At 65.0% G+C, this 15,972-nt stretch carries 16 protein-coding genes; 7 read left to right on the plus strand and 9 right to left on the minus strand.

Features of this window, described 5'->3' with window-relative positions; translation table 11 throughout:
- Positions 1-170 precede the first annotated feature (170 nt).
- Positions 171-2,003, plus strand: a complete 1,833-nt coding sequence (locus tag QMG52_RS05720; RefSeq protein WP_502920454.1) for a DEAD/DEAH box helicase — start codon at positions 171-173, stop codon at positions 2,001-2,003.
- Positions 2,004-2,023: 20 nt separating this feature from the next.
- Positions 2,024-2,899, plus strand: a complete 876-nt coding sequence (locus tag QMG52_RS05725; RefSeq protein WP_283559467.1) for a DNA-methyltransferase — start codon at positions 2,024-2,026, stop codon at positions 2,897-2,899.
- 484 nt (positions 2,900-3,383) lie between these two features.
- Here QMG52_RS05725 and QMG52_RS05730 read toward each other — a convergent pair whose 3' ends face one another.
- From QMG52_RS05730 to QMG52_RS05745, 4 genes are all read right to left on the minus strand, one after another.
- Positions 3,384-3,773 carry a MarR family transcriptional regulator gene (locus QMG52_RS05730; protein WP_283559468.1) on the minus strand — a complete coding sequence of 130 codons (390 nt, stop codon included), beginning with the start codon at positions 3,771-3,773 and terminating at the stop codon, positions 3,384-3,386.
- A gap of 378 nt (positions 3,774-4,151) precedes the next feature.
- On the minus strand, positions 4,152-4,760 hold the full coding sequence (locus QMG52_RS05735; RefSeq protein WP_283559469.1) for a DUF3618 domain-containing protein: 609 nt from the start codon (positions 4,758-4,760) through the stop codon (positions 4,152-4,154).
- Entirely contained in the window at positions 4,757-5,182 is a 426-nt protein-coding gene (locus QMG52_RS05740) for a phage holin family protein (RefSeq protein ID WP_283559470.1), read from the minus strand. The genes QMG52_RS05735 and QMG52_RS05740 overlap by 4 nt, the downstream gene beginning before the upstream one ends.
- Complete coding sequence (locus QMG52_RS05745) at positions 5,179-5,931, minus strand: hypothetical protein (RefSeq protein WP_283559471.1); 753 nt, start codon at positions 5,929-5,931, stop codon at positions 5,179-5,181. Before QMG52_RS05745 ends, QMG52_RS05740 begins: the two co-directional genes overlap by 4 nt.
- Positions 5,932-6,514: 583 nt before the next feature.
- On the opposite strand from QMG52_RS05745, the gene QMG52_RS05750 reads away from it, so the two are divergent.
- Entirely contained in the window at positions 6,515-7,162 is a 648-nt protein-coding gene (locus tag QMG52_RS05750; protein WP_283559472.1) for a diacylglycerol/lipid kinase family protein, read from the plus strand.
- On the opposite strand, the gene QMG52_RS05755 is transcribed toward QMG52_RS05750, so the two are convergent.
- On the minus strand, positions 7,054-7,902 hold the full coding sequence (locus QMG52_RS05755; RefSeq protein ID WP_283559473.1) for a PHP domain-containing protein: 849 nt from the start codon (positions 7,900-7,902) through the stop codon (positions 7,054-7,056). The genes QMG52_RS05750 and QMG52_RS05755 overlap by 109 nt on opposite strands.
- Before the next feature lie 104 nt (positions 7,903-8,006).
- Here QMG52_RS05755 and QMG52_RS05760 point away from each other — a divergent pair, with 104 nt between their 5' ends.
- Positions 8,007-9,599 carry an aminopeptidase P family protein gene (locus QMG52_RS05760; RefSeq protein WP_283559474.1) on the plus strand — a complete coding sequence of 531 codons (1,593 nt, stop codon included), beginning with the start codon at positions 8,007-8,009 and terminating at the stop codon, positions 9,597-9,599.
- Positions 9,600-9,604: 5 nt separating this feature from the next.
- Here the strand turns inward: QMG52_RS05760 and QMG52_RS22160 are convergent, their stop codons facing one another.
- Together QMG52_RS22160 and QMG52_RS05770 are read right to left on the minus strand one after the other, a co-directional pair.
- Positions 9,605-9,970, minus strand: a complete 366-nt coding sequence (locus QMG52_RS22160) for a hypothetical protein (RefSeq protein WP_502920455.1) — start codon at positions 9,968-9,970, stop codon at positions 9,605-9,607.
- Between the two features lie 193 nt (positions 9,971-10,163).
- A complete protein-coding gene (locus QMG52_RS05770) occupies positions 10,164-11,036 on the minus strand; it encodes a YflT domain-containing protein (RefSeq protein ID WP_283559475.1) in 873 nt (290 codons plus the stop codon).
- 162 nt (positions 11,037-11,198) lie between these two features.
- Between QMG52_RS05770 and QMG52_RS05775 the strand changes: the two genes are divergently transcribed.
- The 3 genes from QMG52_RS05775 to QMG52_RS05785 are packed head-to-tail and all read left to right on the plus strand — an operon-like array spanning position 11,199 to position 14,298.
- Positions 11,199-12,482: a magnesium transporter MgtE N-terminal domain-containing protein gene (locus QMG52_RS05775; RefSeq protein ID WP_283559476.1), complete on the plus strand. Its 1,284-nt coding sequence runs from the start codon at positions 11,199-11,201 to the stop codon at positions 12,480-12,482.
- Complete coding sequence (locus QMG52_RS05780) at positions 12,475-13,104, plus strand: DUF1003 domain-containing protein (protein ID WP_502920456.1); 630 nt, start codon at positions 12,475-12,477, stop codon at positions 13,102-13,104. Before QMG52_RS05775 ends, QMG52_RS05780 begins: the two co-directional genes overlap by 8 nt.
- 33 nt (positions 13,105-13,137) lie before the next feature.
- On the plus strand, positions 13,138-14,298 hold the full coding sequence (locus QMG52_RS05785; RefSeq protein WP_502920457.1) for an Mrp/NBP35 family ATP-binding protein: 1,161 nt from the start codon (positions 13,138-13,140) through the stop codon (positions 14,296-14,298).
- Between the two features lie 53 nt (positions 14,299-14,351).
- On the opposite strand, the gene QMG52_RS05790 is transcribed toward QMG52_RS05785, so the two are convergent.
- Entirely contained in the window at positions 14,352-14,843 is a 492-nt protein-coding gene (locus QMG52_RS05790; protein WP_283559478.1) for a twin-arginine translocase TatA/TatE family subunit, read from the minus strand.
- A 158-nt stretch (positions 14,844-15,001) separates the two neighbouring features.
- A complete protein-coding gene (gene sigE / locus QMG52_RS05795; protein ID WP_283559479.1) occupies positions 15,002-15,697 on the minus strand; it encodes an RNA polymerase sigma factor SigE in 696 nt (231 codons plus the stop codon).
- Positions 15,698-15,972 lie beyond the last annotated feature (275 nt).

Consider the following 15,972-nt stretch of genomic DNA (forward strand, 5'->3'; position numbering starts at 1 on the left):
CGGGCTGCGCGTTCGCAGGAGAACTGCAGCGGCAGCCGGCAAGCAGTTGTTAGCCCGCGATCGGCTTCCGCTGAATGTGCCGCCTCGGCTGGCTCCGTTCGGTCCCTCAAAGGTGCCGGCGTCGAGCCTTGGTCTGCGGCACCTGAATAGACGAATTGAACGGTAAGCATTTGAATACTGAGACTGAAACACAGCTGCATGCGGACAATACCGACGACGAACTCACCGTTGAGGCAACGCTGACAACCACCGCGGCGCCGCACCAGGAGGTGGCCCAGACCTTCGCGGACTTCAATGTCCGCGAGGACATTGTGGCCTCGCTGACCGAGGCCGGCATCACCCATCCCTTCCCGATCCAATCCATGACGCTGCCGATCGCGCTGGCAGGCCACGACATCATCGGGCAGGCGAAAACCGGTACCGGCAAGACGCTGGGCTTCGGCATTCCGGCCCTGCAGCGCGTCGTGGCACCCAAGGATCCGGGCTATGACAAGCTCCCCATCCCGGGGGCACCGCAGGCCATGGTGATTGTGCCGACCCGTGAACTCGCGGTCCAGGTTGCCAACGACCTGGCCACGGCATCGCGCCAGCGCGGCGCCCGGATCGTCACCATCTACGGCGGACGGGCCTATGAGCCGCAGATCGAATCCCTGCAGAAGGGCGTCGAGGTGGTGGTCGGCACCCCCGGCCGCCTGATCGATCTGTACAAGCAGAAACACCTCAATCTCAAGAGCGTCAAGATCGTGGTGCTGGACGAGGCCGACGAAATGCTGGACCTGGGCTTCTTGCCCGACGTCGAAACGCTGATTGCCGGCACCCCGGCCGTCCGCCAGACGCTGCTGTTCTCCGCGACCATGCCCGGCGCCGTCGTCGCCATGGCCCGGCGGTACATGACGCAGCCGACGCACATCCGCGCCGCGGACCCGGACGATGAGGGCCTGACCAAGCGCGACATCCGCCAGCTCATCTACCGAGCCCACAGCATGGACAAGGCCGAGGTGGTGGCACGGATCCTGCAGTCCCGCGGCCGCGGCCGGACCATCATCTTCACGAAAACCAAGCGTACCGCCGCCAAGGTGGCCGACGAGCTGGTGGACCGCGGTTTCGCCGCCGCCGCCATCCACGGCGACCTGGGCCAGGGCGCGCGCGAGCAGGCGCTTCGCGCCTTCCGCAACAACAAGGTCGACGTGCTCGTGGCTACCGATGTTGCCGCCCGCGGCATCGACGTCGACGACGTCACGCACGTAATCAATTATCAGTGCGTCGAGGACGAAAAGATCTACCTGCACCGCGTCGGACGCACCGGCCGTGCCGGCAACAAGGGCACCGCGGTGACTTTCGTGGACTGGGATGACATGCCCCGCTGGGCCCTGATCAACAAGGCCCTGGGGCTGAATAGTCCGGAGCCGGTGGAGACGTATTCCTCCTCGCTGCACCTGTACGAGGACCTGGACATCCCCGAGGGCACCAAGGGCCGGTTGCCCCGAAACAAGCGCACACACGCCGGGATCGACGCCGAGGTCCTGGAGGATCTGGGCGAGACGGGCAAGCGAAACGCAGCACCTCGCTCCGGCGGACATGACGGCGGCCGCTCATCGGACAATGGCCGTTCCGGCGCACGGAGCTCCGGCGGACGCGACGGCGCACGCTCTGCCTCGGACAGCGTCCGTTCCGGCGGCCGCTCATCGGATAACAACCGTTCAGGCGATAACAACCGTTCAGGCGGTCGCAGCTCCGGCGGACGTGAGGGCGCACGCTCAGCACCTGACAGCGCCCGCTCCGGCGGCCGCACGGAATCCGCCGGCGACGGCGGCGCTGAGCGCAGCCGCCGTCGTCCTTCCTCCGACCCGGCCGCCGCCGGAACCACCGGTCCCGTCACTGCGCCCACCGGGAACGACGGCGAAGGCACGACCCAGGCGGGCCGCCCGCGCCGCAACCGCAGCCGGACCCGCCGCCGCAACGGCGAGGTTGTCGCCGGCGCCGAGTCGCCGGCAGGCGAGTAGCGCCGGGAACTTCGCAGCCGATGACGAGTACGCGATGGCAGCCCGACGGCGACGGCGCGAATTTGGTGGTGCAGGCAGACAACGCCGAGTACCTTCCCACCCTGCCGGACGGCGCCTTTACGCTGATCTACGTCGACCCGCCGTTCAACACCGGGCGTACGCAGAGCCGCCGGCAGACCACCATGACCCGCAGCGCCAACGGCGACCGGATCGGCTTTGGCGGGCAGAGTTATGCCACCACCAAGGGCGCCCTGCACAGCTACGACGACGCGTTCACGGATTATTGGTCGTTTCTGGAGCCGCGGCTGCTGCAGGCCTGGCGGCTGCTGGCCGAGGACGGCACCTTGTACGTACATCTGGATTACCGCGAGGTGCACTACGCCAAGGTCATGCTGGACGCCATTTTCGGGCGGGACTGCTTTCTCAACGAACTCATCTGGGCTTACGATTACGGTGCCCGCGCCAAGAACCGGTGGCCGGCCAAGCACGACAATATCTTGGTGTACGTGAAAAACCCGGCGAAATATCACTTCAACAGCGCCGAAGTGGACAGGGAGCCGTACATGGCGCCCGGGCTGGTAACGCCGGAAAAGCGCGAGCTCGGGAAGCTGCCCACCGATGTCTGGTGGCACACCATCGTCTCCCCGACTGGCAAGGAGAAGACCGGCTACCCCACGCAGAAACCCGAGGGGCTGCTGCGCCGGGTGGTGGCCGCGTCCTCGCGCCCGGGTGACTGGGTGCTGGACTTCTTTGCCGGATCCGGGACACTGGGGGCCGTTGCGTTCGGGCTGGGCCGGAAGTTCATCTGCGTGGACCAGAACCCGCAGGCCATCGAGGTCATGACCCGGCGGCTGGGACTTGCCGCGACCGTCGTCGCCCATCCCCCGGCCGACTGACAGACCCTGCCCTGACCCAACTGAGTCGCACTTATGGCACCCATTCGCGCGAATGGGTGCCATAAGTGCGACTCAGTTCGGTCAGGACGGACGACGGCGGTCCTGGTGCCGTTAGATGAGCGGGCGGCCCTCACGCCTGGTTTGCTGCCATGCTCAACGCGCGCGACTAAAGGCCCCAAAGGTCTAAGCTGCAAAAAGGCATCCGGGCTGTCGAAGCTGGTAGATAGCATCCCCTGACGGAACAGCACCGCCGCCGCTGTCACCAGTGCTCAATACCCATGGCCTGAGTCTGACCGCAGTATTGGCATGTCCCGGGGCGGGAGAACAAGGTATGGAACACGGTTTTGAATCCAAAGAGCAGGAACATGGTCTCTTTCGTTTCAGGGCCGGTGGTAGGCGGCGTCTGGTGGGGCCGGACCTGCTACGTCATCGACACCCTGGCAGCCGCTTGCCTCAGCCCATCTGCGTTAGCATACGGTGGAAATCAGAGGCCCAGGTGGGGCAGCGGAGTCGTGGCCATGGTGGGGATTGCCTCGATCAATGTTGTGAGGCGTAGACGCAGATCCGCTGATCTGTCGTAATTCTCAAGAGACAGGCCTTTCACGGCATCCTGAGCGGACTGCAGCAATTCTCTGCCGGCATCAGTTAGTGCAACTGTGGTGCTGCGCTGATCGGAGATTCCCCTGTTCCTAGTAATGAGGCCATCGCTTTCCAGCCCTCGAAGAATTTTTCCAACGGTTTGGGCCCGGATCCTGAGACTGCCAGCCAGGGCTGCTTGAGATATGGGACCGGCCGCGGCCAGGGACATCAGGGCTGTGAACGAGGACATGGTCAGTTTCAGGGGCGCCAGGGCCTGGTTACCGAGGTACTCCACGAGCCGGCCTGCCGTGATCAATAACCGTGCGGTGGGCCAGGAATCAAGATCCAGTGCGCGTTCCGATGTCGGTGCTGACGGCTCCTGGGCAGGGGTCCGATCTGGTCCGGATCTCAATGGCTCACGCCCCGGCCCGTCCCGCCGCAGTAGCTCCCGGGCGCCAACCCACAAATTGTTGTCCCACGACGAAGGAACCTGCGCTACAGGCTGTGCGAATTTCGTCGGTTCGTGTTCTGCGCATCGTCCCTCCGGTGCCGGTGGCGTGCAGCTGGCCCCGGCCTCGGAAGGTGCCCGCGTCCCCCGCAGACCCCGCTTTCCGGGGCCAGCCGCGGCTGCGCGCCTGAATCAACAGTCGCACAGCCGCCATCCGTTCAGTTCCTAGGCGTTTTGCACATTGTCTTTGGCTTCTGCCGCTCGGTCAGTGACATCGCCAACAGCGGACTGGCTTTCATCCTTGATGTGCTCGACAGCATCGGACACCGTGGACTTCACACTTGCCACCGCTTCCTGAGCTGGTTCCTGCAGTCCCTGCGCGATGTCTTTCGCAGCCTCGCTCAAGTGCGACGTCAACGGGGCGGCGGCGTCCTTGATGGCCTGGGCGGCTTCACGCTCTTTCTGCGATGCAGGCATCAGCGAGGCAATGAGCATCCCGGCACCGAAAGCGATCAGACCTGCTGCGATGGGATTGCCCTGGGCTTTCGCCGCGACGCGGTGCGGGGCGTCTCCGATAGCCCCTCCGGTGCCGGAGATGCTATCACCTACTCCGGAAACAGCCTCGTGCGCGGTATCAGCGACCTGGTCAGCAGCACCCATAACGCGGTCTTTGAGCCCGCTGACGGCACCACGGACGCTTTCCTTGACCTTTTCGGTCTGCCGGTCCACAATGTGCGACGGGCTGACCTTATCGGCCAGTGCATCGACGTTGGCGCTCAAGGCGGCGCGGGTCTGTTCAATGTTGGCACGCAAGACTTCTGGGTTGTCGCTCATCGTGGTTCCTCACTTGGTTTCAGAGTTCCGGGAATTTCCTGCAGGGTTTGCGTCGTTTCGGGCAGACCCTTGATAGCTTGCATCTCCTTGCGGCCCTTCACGGCCAGCACGGCAGCGATGATGCCCCAAATGACAGCGACGATCACAGCGGACCAGCCCAGTCCTGTGATGTAGGCGCCCAGCGCCCACCACAAAGCGATGGAGAGGAACAGCAAGGTGAAGCGTGCCGCTTCCGAGGCCCCGGCGAACAGGCCGGCACCCCTTCCCGCGCGGATGGCTGACTGTTTAGCCTCGACTTTGGCCAGCTCCACTTCCTGGCGCATCAAAGTCGAGATGTCGCCGGATACTTGACCGAATAAATCACCCAGAGACGTGGTGGCGGCTTTCTGTTCAGCGGCGGTTTGGGGGATTCCGCTGCTCATCGGTACCTTCCGTCGTCCGGGAAGGACTCCGTCTCGGGAGCCAGGTAATCCGGTGTTCCTGGCAAGGCTGCTGTGGAAACCGGGGCCTCCCCTGCTGCAAGAGTTGGCTCCACATACACGTCACCGGCGCCGTAGGGCTGAACAGGGGCAGGGGCAACGACCGGCGAAACAGCCCTAACCGGAGTCGTTAACGTGCCGTTTGCTGTCCCGCCGCTGGAAGCCCCAGCGCTTAGGCCCCTCGTCAGCCGGCCAGCTAGGATGCCGACACCGCACGCGAGAGCCAGAAACGCAACCGGACGCTGCCGGGCGAAGCCTCGCACTTCCTCAAGCAGGGACCCCGGATTCCGTCCTTCGAGCCAGGACGCCAACGAGGCAGACCTGTCCGCAGTCTGACGGACCAGATCACTGGCCGTTCCGCTCTGATCGGAAGAGTTGGCCATGGAATGCAGTTCATCAGCGACAGAACGCAGACCCCCAGCGAGTCGCTGCTGTTGAGCGTCCGCCTGATCCACCAAGTCAGTGCGCACCTGGGCCAACAGGTCCTTGGCCTGGAACGCTACTTCTGACACGACCTGAGTCGTCTCATCTTTCGCTGTCTCGGCAACGTGGCCTGCCGCGTGTGCTGCCACATGGGTCATGTCGGCGGCTTCGCCCTTGACTGCGTCTGTTGTGGAGTCGCTGACCGTCGCTTCCGGGGTAGCACCGTACGACGAGGTCTGTGCGTCCTGCATCCGTGGGTTCTCTGTCATCGTCGCTCGCTTTCAAAGGTATGCTGCTGATCCGGAACTGAAATTTCTGGTTTTTCGATAGTAACCATGCTTACCAGCCTATCGTAAGCATGGTTACTGTTACACGGTCAACCCTCGCCGACAGGACCGCAGAATAAGGGTTCGCCTCATGGGCCTTGTGAATCTCCGGTACCCAATCGGTCCAGCTGGCGTGGATCCATGTGCGTCGTGCGGCGGATGTGGATCCAGGCTAAGTATGGGCACTATTCATGGGAACCAGTTCTGACGGACTATCGACGACCACCAAGTAACCGGGCCTCGGCGGCTGGCCAGGTGGCCTGGCCTTCGGAACACACCTGCAGAGCCTCTTCTCACTTCAAAGGTGGCTGCCCGCCGTCGGCGGCTCCCTGGTCTTCCTGCTGTTCTGGGGCCTGATCACCAGGCGACTCCGCAGGTAACCCACCCGCACAACACCACGCCGAACCGCCCGCCGGGTTGACGGACTGATCCCTCGGTACAGGTGGCGCCACGGTACACCGCCGATACTTCCGTGCTGTCGCGGACAACATACCTTTCCTCGGAGGACGCAACGACGGAGAACGCCATGCCATATCCCGTTGGTCCCGCATCCCGTTGCGCGGCCATCATCATCACCCCGTCAAAAAATGTGGCCGTGGACTTTAAGACGACCCTGCTGGACATCTGCCGTGAAGAAGGCTGGGCCGAGCCACTGTGGCTGGAGACAACCCAGGACGACCCCGGCGCCGGACAAGCACGCCACGCATTAGAGGGAGACGTGGACCTGGTCATCGCGGCCGCTGGTGATCGGACCGTGCGGTGTGTCACTGAGGTCCTCGCCGGCACGGACACACCCTTGGGGCTTATTCCCTTAGGTACCGGCAATCTCCTGGCCCGGAATCTGGGTCTGGACGTCGCCGACCCTTTCGCTTCCGCCCGAGTGGCCCTTACGCACGGTCACGACGGGCGCATCGATGTCGTCAAAGCCGTGGTGGACCAGGCCCAGGACGAGCAGGCGTTCCTGGTCATGGCCGGTCTCGGCTTCGATGCCGACGTCATGGCGCCCGGAGGCTGGGCCGGAGGCTGCCCTAGTCAGCCGCGGCGTCGGCAACCGATACCGGCCTCCTACGGCCGAACGACTACGGTGCCGCTGGAGAGATCCTCAATCCGCGCCAACACCTCCGGTGCCGTGAGGTTTTCCCCCAGCCGATTCGGCTTCCCCAAGCCGTGGTAATCCGACGAACCTGTCACCAGCAGCGCATGCCGGGCCGCCAACGCGCGCAGCCATGCCTTTCCCTGCTCCGGATTGTCCCGGTGGTCCACCTCTACGCCCAGCAGGCCGGCGTCGATCATGTCCCGGAAAGTCTGCTCCCCGACCACCCGGCCGCGGGCCGAGGCCACCGGGTGAGCAAACACGGGGACGCCTCCTGCCGCCCTGACCAGTTCAATGGCGCGCATCGGATCCGGCGCGTAATGCGAGACGTAATAGTGCGAATGCGAAGTCAGAATGCTGGCGAACGCCTCGCTCCGGTCCGCCACGACCCCCACCGCGACGAGCGCATCGGCAATATGCGGCCGGCCGACCGTTGCCCCCGGCGCCATATGCTGGGTGACATCGTCCCAGTTCAGCGGATAATCTTCCGCCAACCGCTCCACCATGCGCTCCGCCCGGCTCAGCCTGGCGTCCTTGGCCTTGGTGATTTCCTCCAGCAGCCCGGGATGGGCCGGGTCATGCAGGTATGACAGCAAATGGACGCTGATTCCCTCGGCGGTGCGGCAGGAAACCTCCATGCCAGGCACCAGCGCCACACCGACTTCCCGCGCGGCCGTCGACGCCTCCGCCCAGCCGTCCGTGGTGTCGTGATCGGTCAGTGCCAGCGCGTCGAGGCCGGCGTCCCGGGCGGCGGCCAGCAAAACGGCCGGCGGCTGGGTTCCGTCCGAAACATTTGAATGGGTATGCAGATCGATCCTCACCCTTACAGCCTACGTCCGGCCGCTCCCGCTGCGGGCGCCCGCGCCGGACTCCGCCCCGGGGCCGCCGGTGGCCCGATGTCGGGGCGCGGTGAGAGACTAAAGGGGTGAATGAGTCCCAGCAGCGCACCCCAGAGTCCGCATCCGCACAACAGCCCCTTGAGGACCGCGTGAACAACCGGTCGCAGAAGCCCCAGTCGGAGGCCTTCCGCGCCTTCATGGCCAGCAACTGGGCCCCAGGGTCCACCACCCTGCCCGAGCGTGCGGACGTTGCGGACCATGCGGCGCGCCGTCGTCGTGCCGTGTCGGTGCAGTTCAAGGGCGAGCGCCTTGTCATCCCGGCGGGTGCGCTGAAGGTCCGGTCCAATGACACGGATTACCGATTCCGTCCGCATTCAGGCTTTGCCCACTTGACTGGCCTGGGAGTGGATCACGAGCCGGACGCCGTCCTCATTTTGGAGCCGACGGACGAAGGAGAGGGCGACGACGGCGGCAACCACCGCGCCACGCTCTACTTCCGTCCGCTGGCCGGCCGGGACACGGCACAGTTCTACGCTGATGCGCGATCGGGCGAATTCTGGATCGGTCCGCGGCCCACGCTGGAGGAATTCACCGCGCGGCTGGGGCTGGGCACCGCCCATATTGACGAGCTGGAAATGGCGGTCACGAAGAACGTGGGTGAAACCTCGGTCGGCGGTGTTTCGGTCCGTCTGGTCCGCAAGGTCGACGAAAACCTCGACGCTCTGGTCGATACCGCCCGGTACAACACGGCCAAAGACCCGGATCAGCTGGATCTCAGCGCACTGGATGCCCTCGATGACAAGCTCACCGAGGCGCTCTCCGAACTGCGTCTGATCAAGGACGAGTGGGAAGTCGAGCAGATGCGGATCGCCGTCGCGGCGACGGTGGCCGGTTTTGAGGAAATCATCAAGGCCCTGCCCCGCGCCATCACGCATCCGCGCGGCGAACGCGTGGTGGAGGGCGCGTTCTTTGCCCGCGCCCGCGAGGAGGGCAACGAGCTCGGCTATGACACCATCGCGGCGGCCGGAAACAACGCCACGATCCTGCACTGGACCCGCAACAACGGAACGGTGAAGGCAGGCGAACTGATCCTGGTCGACGCTGGCGTGGAGGCAGACTCGCTTTACACGGCGGATGTCACCCGCACAGTCCCCGTCAACGGCACCTACTCCGCAGTACAGCGCAAGGTCTACCAGGCCGTGCTGGACGCCGCGGATGCGGCCTTCGCCGTCGCGGTCCCGGGCCGGAAGTTCCGCGACGTGCATACGGCGGCCATGGAGGTCCTCGCGGCGCGGCTGGAAGAGTGGGGGCTGTTGCCGGTTTCCGCCGAAATCGCGCTCTCCGCCGAGGGTCAGCACCACCGTCGCTGGATGCCGCACGGCACGAGCCACCACCTGGGCCTTGATGTGCACGACTGCGCGCAGGCCAAGCGCGAACTCTACCTGGACGGCATCATCACCGAGGGGATGATCTTCACCATTGAACCCGGCCTGTACTTCAAGGATGAGGATCTCGGGATCGGCGCCGAATACCGCGGCATCGGCGTCCGGATCGAAGACGACATCCTGATCACCGCCGACGGGCCGGTCAACCTGAGCGAGGCACTGCCGCGCACGCCGGACGAGGTCGAATCCTGGATGGCCGGCATCTACGGCGCCGAAGCAGCAGCCGGCAACTGACGTCGTCACCGGGCCCGGGTCCGGTGGTCAGCTACACGATCGGGGACGGTCGCGAGCCGGCCGGCCCGTACCGGCTGATCACGCCCCTGCCGGACCACCGCAAGGCTCCCGCAGCCGAGCTGGCCACCGCCTACGCCCAGCGTTGGGAGATTGAGACCGCCTTCGACGAGCCAAAAACCCACCAGCGCGGACCACGGGCGGTCCTGCGCAGCAAGTCCGCGAAGCTGGTCAGCCAGGAGATCTGGGGGCACCTGTGCTGCCACTACGCGATCCGGACGCTGATGTTCGACGCCGCCGAATACACCGGACACGACCCCGACCGGGTCTCTTTCGTCGCCGCGCTCCGCATCTCCGGCAGATCCATCGCCCAACAGGGCGCTTTCCCCCCTCAGGCGCCTGACACCATCGGCCGGCTCTGGGCTCACGCCATCGGTGAAATCATCAGCCGGCTCCTACCCCAACGAAGACCACGCGCCAACCCCCGCGTCGTCAAATCTCAGGGCACTTACCTCGTCTGCATATGGCCCTCAATGCTCCGCGGTCGCCAACGGCTGCATCCCGTTATTACCGGTCGGCAGGGGGCGCGGGTTGCCGGGCATCGTCAGTGTCAACTGGTGCACGATCCTGCTCAGGAGTCGGCGGAACCTCCGCGGCGGGTGGGTTCTCCGGGCTCTGCGGCAAACGGATGCCGTACTGCGGGCGGCCATCGGGCAGGTCGGAGTATGTCCCCGGAGTTTTTCCGGTGGCGGGGACCACGGCGCCTTCGACGGGTGTCTCTTGGCCCGTCGCGCTGCCCGCGCTCCTGTCCTCTTCCGGTGCCGAGCCATACGGATCGGTCCAGCCGTTCGGCCGGGCCGGCGGCGGCTGGATGGGCTGGCTGCGCTGGGCCGGCGGCTGGTAGAGCTGCCCCGCCTGGGCCGGATGGGCCGCGCCCTTGCTCATCGGCAGCTGGGACAGCAGCCGACGCGCCTCGGACGAGACCTCGACGCCGACAATAACGTCATAGCTGGAGGCAAGAACCTGGCTGGTGGAGGTGAAGTCCCGTTTCCCGCGCTGCATGGCGTAGCTGGCGATCCCGAAGAGCATCCAGAAGGCGGCACCCATCAGAATGGAGGTCATCATGGAGAAGTAGCCGCCGCCGGTGGCCGAACTGGAGGCAAAGAAGGACAGCAGCACACCGACGAACAATCCGAACCAGGCACCGGTCAAGGCGCCCGACAGGGCGACACGCGGGTAGCTGAGCTTACCGGTGACGCGCTCCACCATTTTCAGATCGTTGCCCACGATGGACACCTGCTGGACGGGGAATTTCTGGTCCGCAAGATAGTCCACTGCCTTCTGGGCGTCGAGGTAGGAGGTGTAGGAGCCTACGGTATCTCCGACCGGAACAGCACGAGCTGAGTCCACGCCGCGGGTACGTCCAAAAAGATTTGCCATACTTCATTGTCTCCCATGATTCTTACTGCGCGCAGGGATATCGCTGGCAGTGAACCGCGCGCGCCCCGCCGCCGGCTGTCAGGGAGCCTAAGGGACCGGAATCGAACGCCATATTGGGACCGGAATTCCCCCATTCGGCGGCTTGCAACGTAGCCTGTAGTAGTGAGCACCAATCCCTCACGCGTCTTCGTTGCGCGTCTCCTCGGACTCGACGTTTTTGACCCGCTGGGTGACCGGCTGGGACGACTGCGTGACGTCGTCGTGCTCGCCCGCGGAGTCAGCGGAGCCCCGCACGCGGTGGGCATCGTCGTCGAAGTCCCGGGTAAAAAACGCGTCTTCGTGCCGATGACCCGCGTGACCTCGATGGAACAAACGCAGATCATCTGCACCGGTCTGGTCAATCTGCGCCGTTTTGAACAGCGCGGCGCGGAAATGCTGGTGGTTGGGGAGCTCTTTGACCGCAAGGTCACGTTGACCGACGGCAGCGGCGAAGCCGTGGTGGAAGACATCGCCATGGATGAGATGCGCAACGGTGACTGGCTGATCTCGAAGCTGTTCGTCCGCCGTGGATCGTCCACCTCGCGGCTGCGCGGGCTGCGACGCGGTCACACCATGCTGATCGACTGGTCTGACGCCAATCAGGGCGAAAATACCGAACCGCAGGGCGCCAGCCAGTTTGTCGCCACGCATGAAGATCTCAAACCCGCGGACTTTGCCGATGCGCTGCAGGAAATGAGCGATAAGCGGCGCATGGAGGTGGCCAGCGAGCTCCAGGATGAGCGGCTGGCGGACGTGCTGCAGGAGCTGCCGGAAGAGGACCAGGTCCAGCTGCTTTCCGCGCTGGACAAGGAGCGTGCAGCGGATGTGCTCGAGGAGATGGATCCCGATGACGCCGCGGATCTGCTGGCGGATCTCTCCCCGGCCAAGGCCGAGGAACTGCTTGCGCTGATGAACCCGGACGACGCCGACGACGTCCGCCGTCTATTGCAGTACGACGACGACACGGCCGGCGGTCTGATGACGCCGGTTCCGGTGATCCTCCCTCCGGAGGCGACCGTGGCCGAGGCGCTCGCGCACGTGCGCAGCGAGGAACTTTCCCCCGCACTGGCCTCCGCCATCTTCATCTGCCGGCCGCCGCTGGAAACACCGACGGGCCGGTTCCTCGGTGTGGTGCATATCCAGCAGCTTTTACGCAGCGCCCCGCCGGAACAGCTCGGAACCATCGTGGACACCATGCTGGAACCCGTCTCCGATCATGCCACTGTCAGCGAGGTCAGCCACATCATGGCCTCCTACAATCTCAATTCCCTGCCGGTGGTTAATAAGGCCGGCCGCTTAGTCGGGGCGGTGACTGTTGACGACCTCCTGGACCACCTGCTCCCGGACGATTGGCGAACCCATGATGACGGAGCCCCGATAAGAAGACTGGGAGGCCGAATTGGCTGAGAAGCGCCCGTCCAAGGCCGGCGACCTGGACACCCCCCGCGAGCTAAGATCACGCATGCTGCCGAACTTCGCCAGCGATCCTGACACCTTCGGCCGCTTCGCCGAGCGCTTCGCGCGGTACATGGGCACGGCGAACTTCCTGCTTTACATGACGATTTTTGTGATCCTCTGGATTGCCTTCAATGTAATCGGACTGTTCGGGTTCCAGTGGGATCCATACCCATTCATCCTGCTGAACCTGTTTTTCTCCACCCAGGCTTCCTACGCCGCGCCCCTGATCCTGCTGGCGCAGAACCGGCAGGATGACCGGGACCGCGTCACGATCGAACAGGACCGTGCCCGGGATGAGCGCAACCTGGCGGACACCGAGTACCTGACCCGCGAGGTGGCCGCCCTGCGGATCTCCCTGCGGGAAGTCTCTACCCGTGACTTTGTCAGGTCCGAGCTGCGGTCGCTGTTGGAGGAGCTGTTGGCGGCTCAGGACCAGGAGACGGATAGCGAAACGCCGGCGCAGGAGATGCGCGAAAAATCCCGGGACAGCCGGGGGCCGGGGAGACCGCTGAATTCCGGCAAAACCCGTCAGCCCAAGAGCGTCGCTCCCGCGGCGGGTCCGGTTATCTGAGCGATGCCCGATGACATGAACGCAGCAGACCGGATGCCGGCGCGGGCCACCACCACGGGGCCGCGCGAGGCAGACCTGCGGGCCGCGCTGGCCGGCGTCATCGACCCGGAGCTGCGCCGGCCGATCACCGAGCTGGGCATGGTCGGGGATTTAACGGTCGACGACGGCGGCCGGGTACGCGCCGTCGTCCGGCTCACCATTGCCGGCTGCCCAATGCGGGATACGCTCAGCTCCGACACGGCACGGGCGCTTGGCGAGGTGGCCGGCGTCACCGGTGTTGACGTGGAGCTGATCGTGATGAGCACCGAGGAGCGGCAGGCCCTGAAGGAACGGCTCAAGGGCTCCGGCGGCAGCCGCGGCATCCCGTTCAACGCCCCCGACTCCCTGACGCGCATCTACGCAGTGGCCAGCGGTAAGGGCGGTGTCGGCAAATCCAGCGTCACCGTAAATCTGGCCTGCGCGATGGCTGCCAAAGGCCTGCGCGTGGGCATCGTGGACGCGGATGTTTACGGCTTTTCCGTCCCGGGCCTGATGGGATTGACGCAGCAAGGGATTACCCAGAGCCCCACCCGGGTGGATGAAATGATCCTGCCGCCGGTGGCCTACGGCGTGAAGGTCATCTCGATCGGCATGTTCGTCACCGGCAACCAACCGGTGGCCTGGCGCGGGCCAATGCTGCACCGGGCGCTGGAGCAGTTCCTCACCGATGTCTACTTCGGGGATTTGGACGTGCTGTTCCTGGATCTGCCGCCCGGAACCGGGGATGTGGCTATTTCGGTGGCGCAGTTGCTGCCCAAAGCGGAGATCCTGGTGGTCACCACGCCGCAGGCCGCCGCCGCTGACGTGGCCGAACGTGCGGGGGCCATCGCGCTGCAAACCGGGCAGAAGGTGGCGGGCGTGATCGAAAACATGTCTTTTTTGACCCTGCCGGACGGCAGTATCATGGACCTCTTCGGTTCCGGCGGCGGCAGGCTGCTGGCGGAGCGGCTCACCCGGACGGTGAATGCCCCGGTGCCGCTGCTGGGCCAGATCCCGCTGGACATTGCCCTGCGCGAAGGCGGGGACAACGGGGCCCCGGTAGTGCAGTGCGCGCCGGCATCGGCCGCCGCCTACGCGCTGCAGGAGATCGCCGATCAGCTGGCGTCGCGGCCTCGCGGCCTGTCCGGACTCAAACTCGGTATCACGCCGAGCTAGCAGGATTCAGGCTCCCCCGGGCCAGGCGGCGTCGTGCGCCGGGTCCGGCGAAACTACGTCGCTTCGAGGTCGAAGGGTGCCCGCTCTCCGGCGGTCAGCCGTTCGAACATTTTCGCCGGCTCCGGGCCGCCAGCCGGGCCACCCCACATTGCGGTGTCCTGCGGTCCCGTGCCGTTTGGTGACGCGCCGTTCGGTGACGCGCCGTTATGCGATACGCCATCGGTGATCGTGCCAGATGCTGCCCCGGCCGCGACCGGCGCGGAGGGGCTGACTGGCTTGACCGGAGCTTCTTCGTCGTCCATCAGAGCGTCACGAATGATCCGGCGCGGATCGTACTGACGCGGGTCAAGCTTCTTCCAGTCGATCTCGTCCAGATCTACGCCGGCTTCGTCCTTGATGGTCTCCCGCGCCCCGGCCGCCATCCGACGGACCTCACGAATCAGGTTTTTGAGCTTCTCAACGTATTCGGGCAGCCGCTGAGGGCCGATCACCAACACTGCCACGATGGCAATGATGATCAGCTCCGGAGTATTGATTCCAAACACCTTAGGAAGATTACCCTCTCCAGCTGAAAAGCAACGATTTAGCGCTGCCGCCCATTATGTACGGATTCTTGCGACCATATGGGGAGCCCGCCGGCACCGGTCCCTCCTACCACGACATCGGCCTCCCGACGCCGTCGGACCGCAGCCGGATGCCTCGGCTAGTGAATGCCGGCGATCCGCGGAAGCTTCAGCCGCGGCTTCGCTGCCTTCCGGCCGGCCGTCGCCGGCGCGTCACCGGCACGGCCGGGCGCTCGGTGGGCCAAGGACTCGCGGAGCATCGTGCGGCCGCGGTGGATCCGCGACCGCACCGTTCCGAGCTTGATCCCGAGTGCTTCGGCGACCTCGTCATAGGAGAGGCCTTCGAGATCACACAGGACGACGGCGGCGCGGAAGTCCGGCGGGAGGGCCTCCAGTGCTGCCTGCACATCGATATCAAGGTTGTTGTACTCGAAGATCCGCTCCGGCCCCGGGTCTTTGCCCGGCAGCCGGGCATCGGCGTCGTCGGCCAGTGCGTCAAAACGAATGCGGCTCTTGCGGCGCGCCTGATCCAGGAACAGGTTAGTGGTGATCCGGTGCAGCCACCCGTCCATGGTACCGGGCTTGAAGTTTGCCAGCGACCGGAACACCCGCACAAATACCTCTTGGGTGAGGTCCTCGGCGTCATATCTGTTGCCGGTCAGGCGATAGGCGAGGCGGAAGACTTTTGCGGAATGGTTGGTGACGACGTCCTCCCAAGACGGCACCTCCCACTCGGTATCCGTAGGCTGTTCCGCTGAACCGGAGCCGGCAGATGATCCGGACGGAGGCACCGGAAGAACCGGCCCATGCTTAGCAGCCGCCGCTGATGCACTCATGGCCGCTCCTTTCTGTCCTGGCCTTCCCGGAAACCCGGTTTGGCGTCGTGCGCTGCTCGTGCCGTCAGATCGGTCCAGCCGGGCAGATGGTCCGCCGGTAAAACGTCTCTGACACTAAGGGTTCGTTGCCACGGGAGGACCGGATGGTTTCACGCCGCCGTCGTCATTGCCGCCGTCGACCAGCCGTTCCGCAGACGAGTACGTCAGCGTCCGTTGCTGATATTCAGGAACTTTCATTATGTCAAATTAATCTGGAAATAGACTGACAGCGCCTT

The sequence above is a fragment of the Paenarthrobacter sp. PH39-S1 genome, from assembly GCF_030063245.1.
Classification (GTDB): Bacteria; Actinomycetota; Actinomycetes; order Actinomycetales; family Micrococcaceae; genus Arthrobacter_M.

What these genes read in the sequence shown, in the direction of transcription:
- sigE (WP_283559479.1), bottom strand. Translation starts at nt 15,697, where the DNA reads ATGAGTGCATCAGCGGCGGCTGCTAAGCATGGGCCGGTTCTTCCGGTG.
- QMG52_RS05740 (WP_283559470.1), bottom strand. Translation starts at nt 5,182, where the DNA reads ATGAGCAGCGGAATCCCCCAAACCGCCGCTGAACAGAAAGCCGCCACC.
- QMG52_RS05735 (WP_283559469.1), bottom strand. Translation starts at nt 4,760, where the DNA reads ATGAGCGACAACCCAGAAGTCTTGCGTGCCAACATTGAACAGACCCGC.
- QMG52_RS05750 (WP_283559472.1), top strand. Translation starts at nt 6,515, where the DNA reads ATGCCATATCCCGTTGGTCCCGCATCCCGTTGCGCGGCCATCATCATC.
- QMG52_RS05785 (WP_502920457.1), top strand. Translation starts at nt 13,138, where the DNA reads ATGCCGGCGCGGGCCACCACCACGGGGCCGCGCGAGGCAGACCTGCGG.
- QMG52_RS05745 (WP_283559471.1), bottom strand. Translation starts at nt 5,931, where the DNA reads ATGACAGAGAACCCACGGATGCAGGACGCACAGACCTCGTCGTACGGT.
- QMG52_RS05725 (WP_283559467.1), top strand. Translation starts at nt 2,024, where the DNA reads ATGACGAGTACGCGATGGCAGCCCGACGGCGACGGCGCGAATTTGGTG.
- QMG52_RS05770 (WP_283559475.1), bottom strand. Translation starts at nt 11,036, where the DNA reads ATGGCAAATCTTTTTGGACGTACCCGCGGCGTGGACTCAGCTCGTGCT.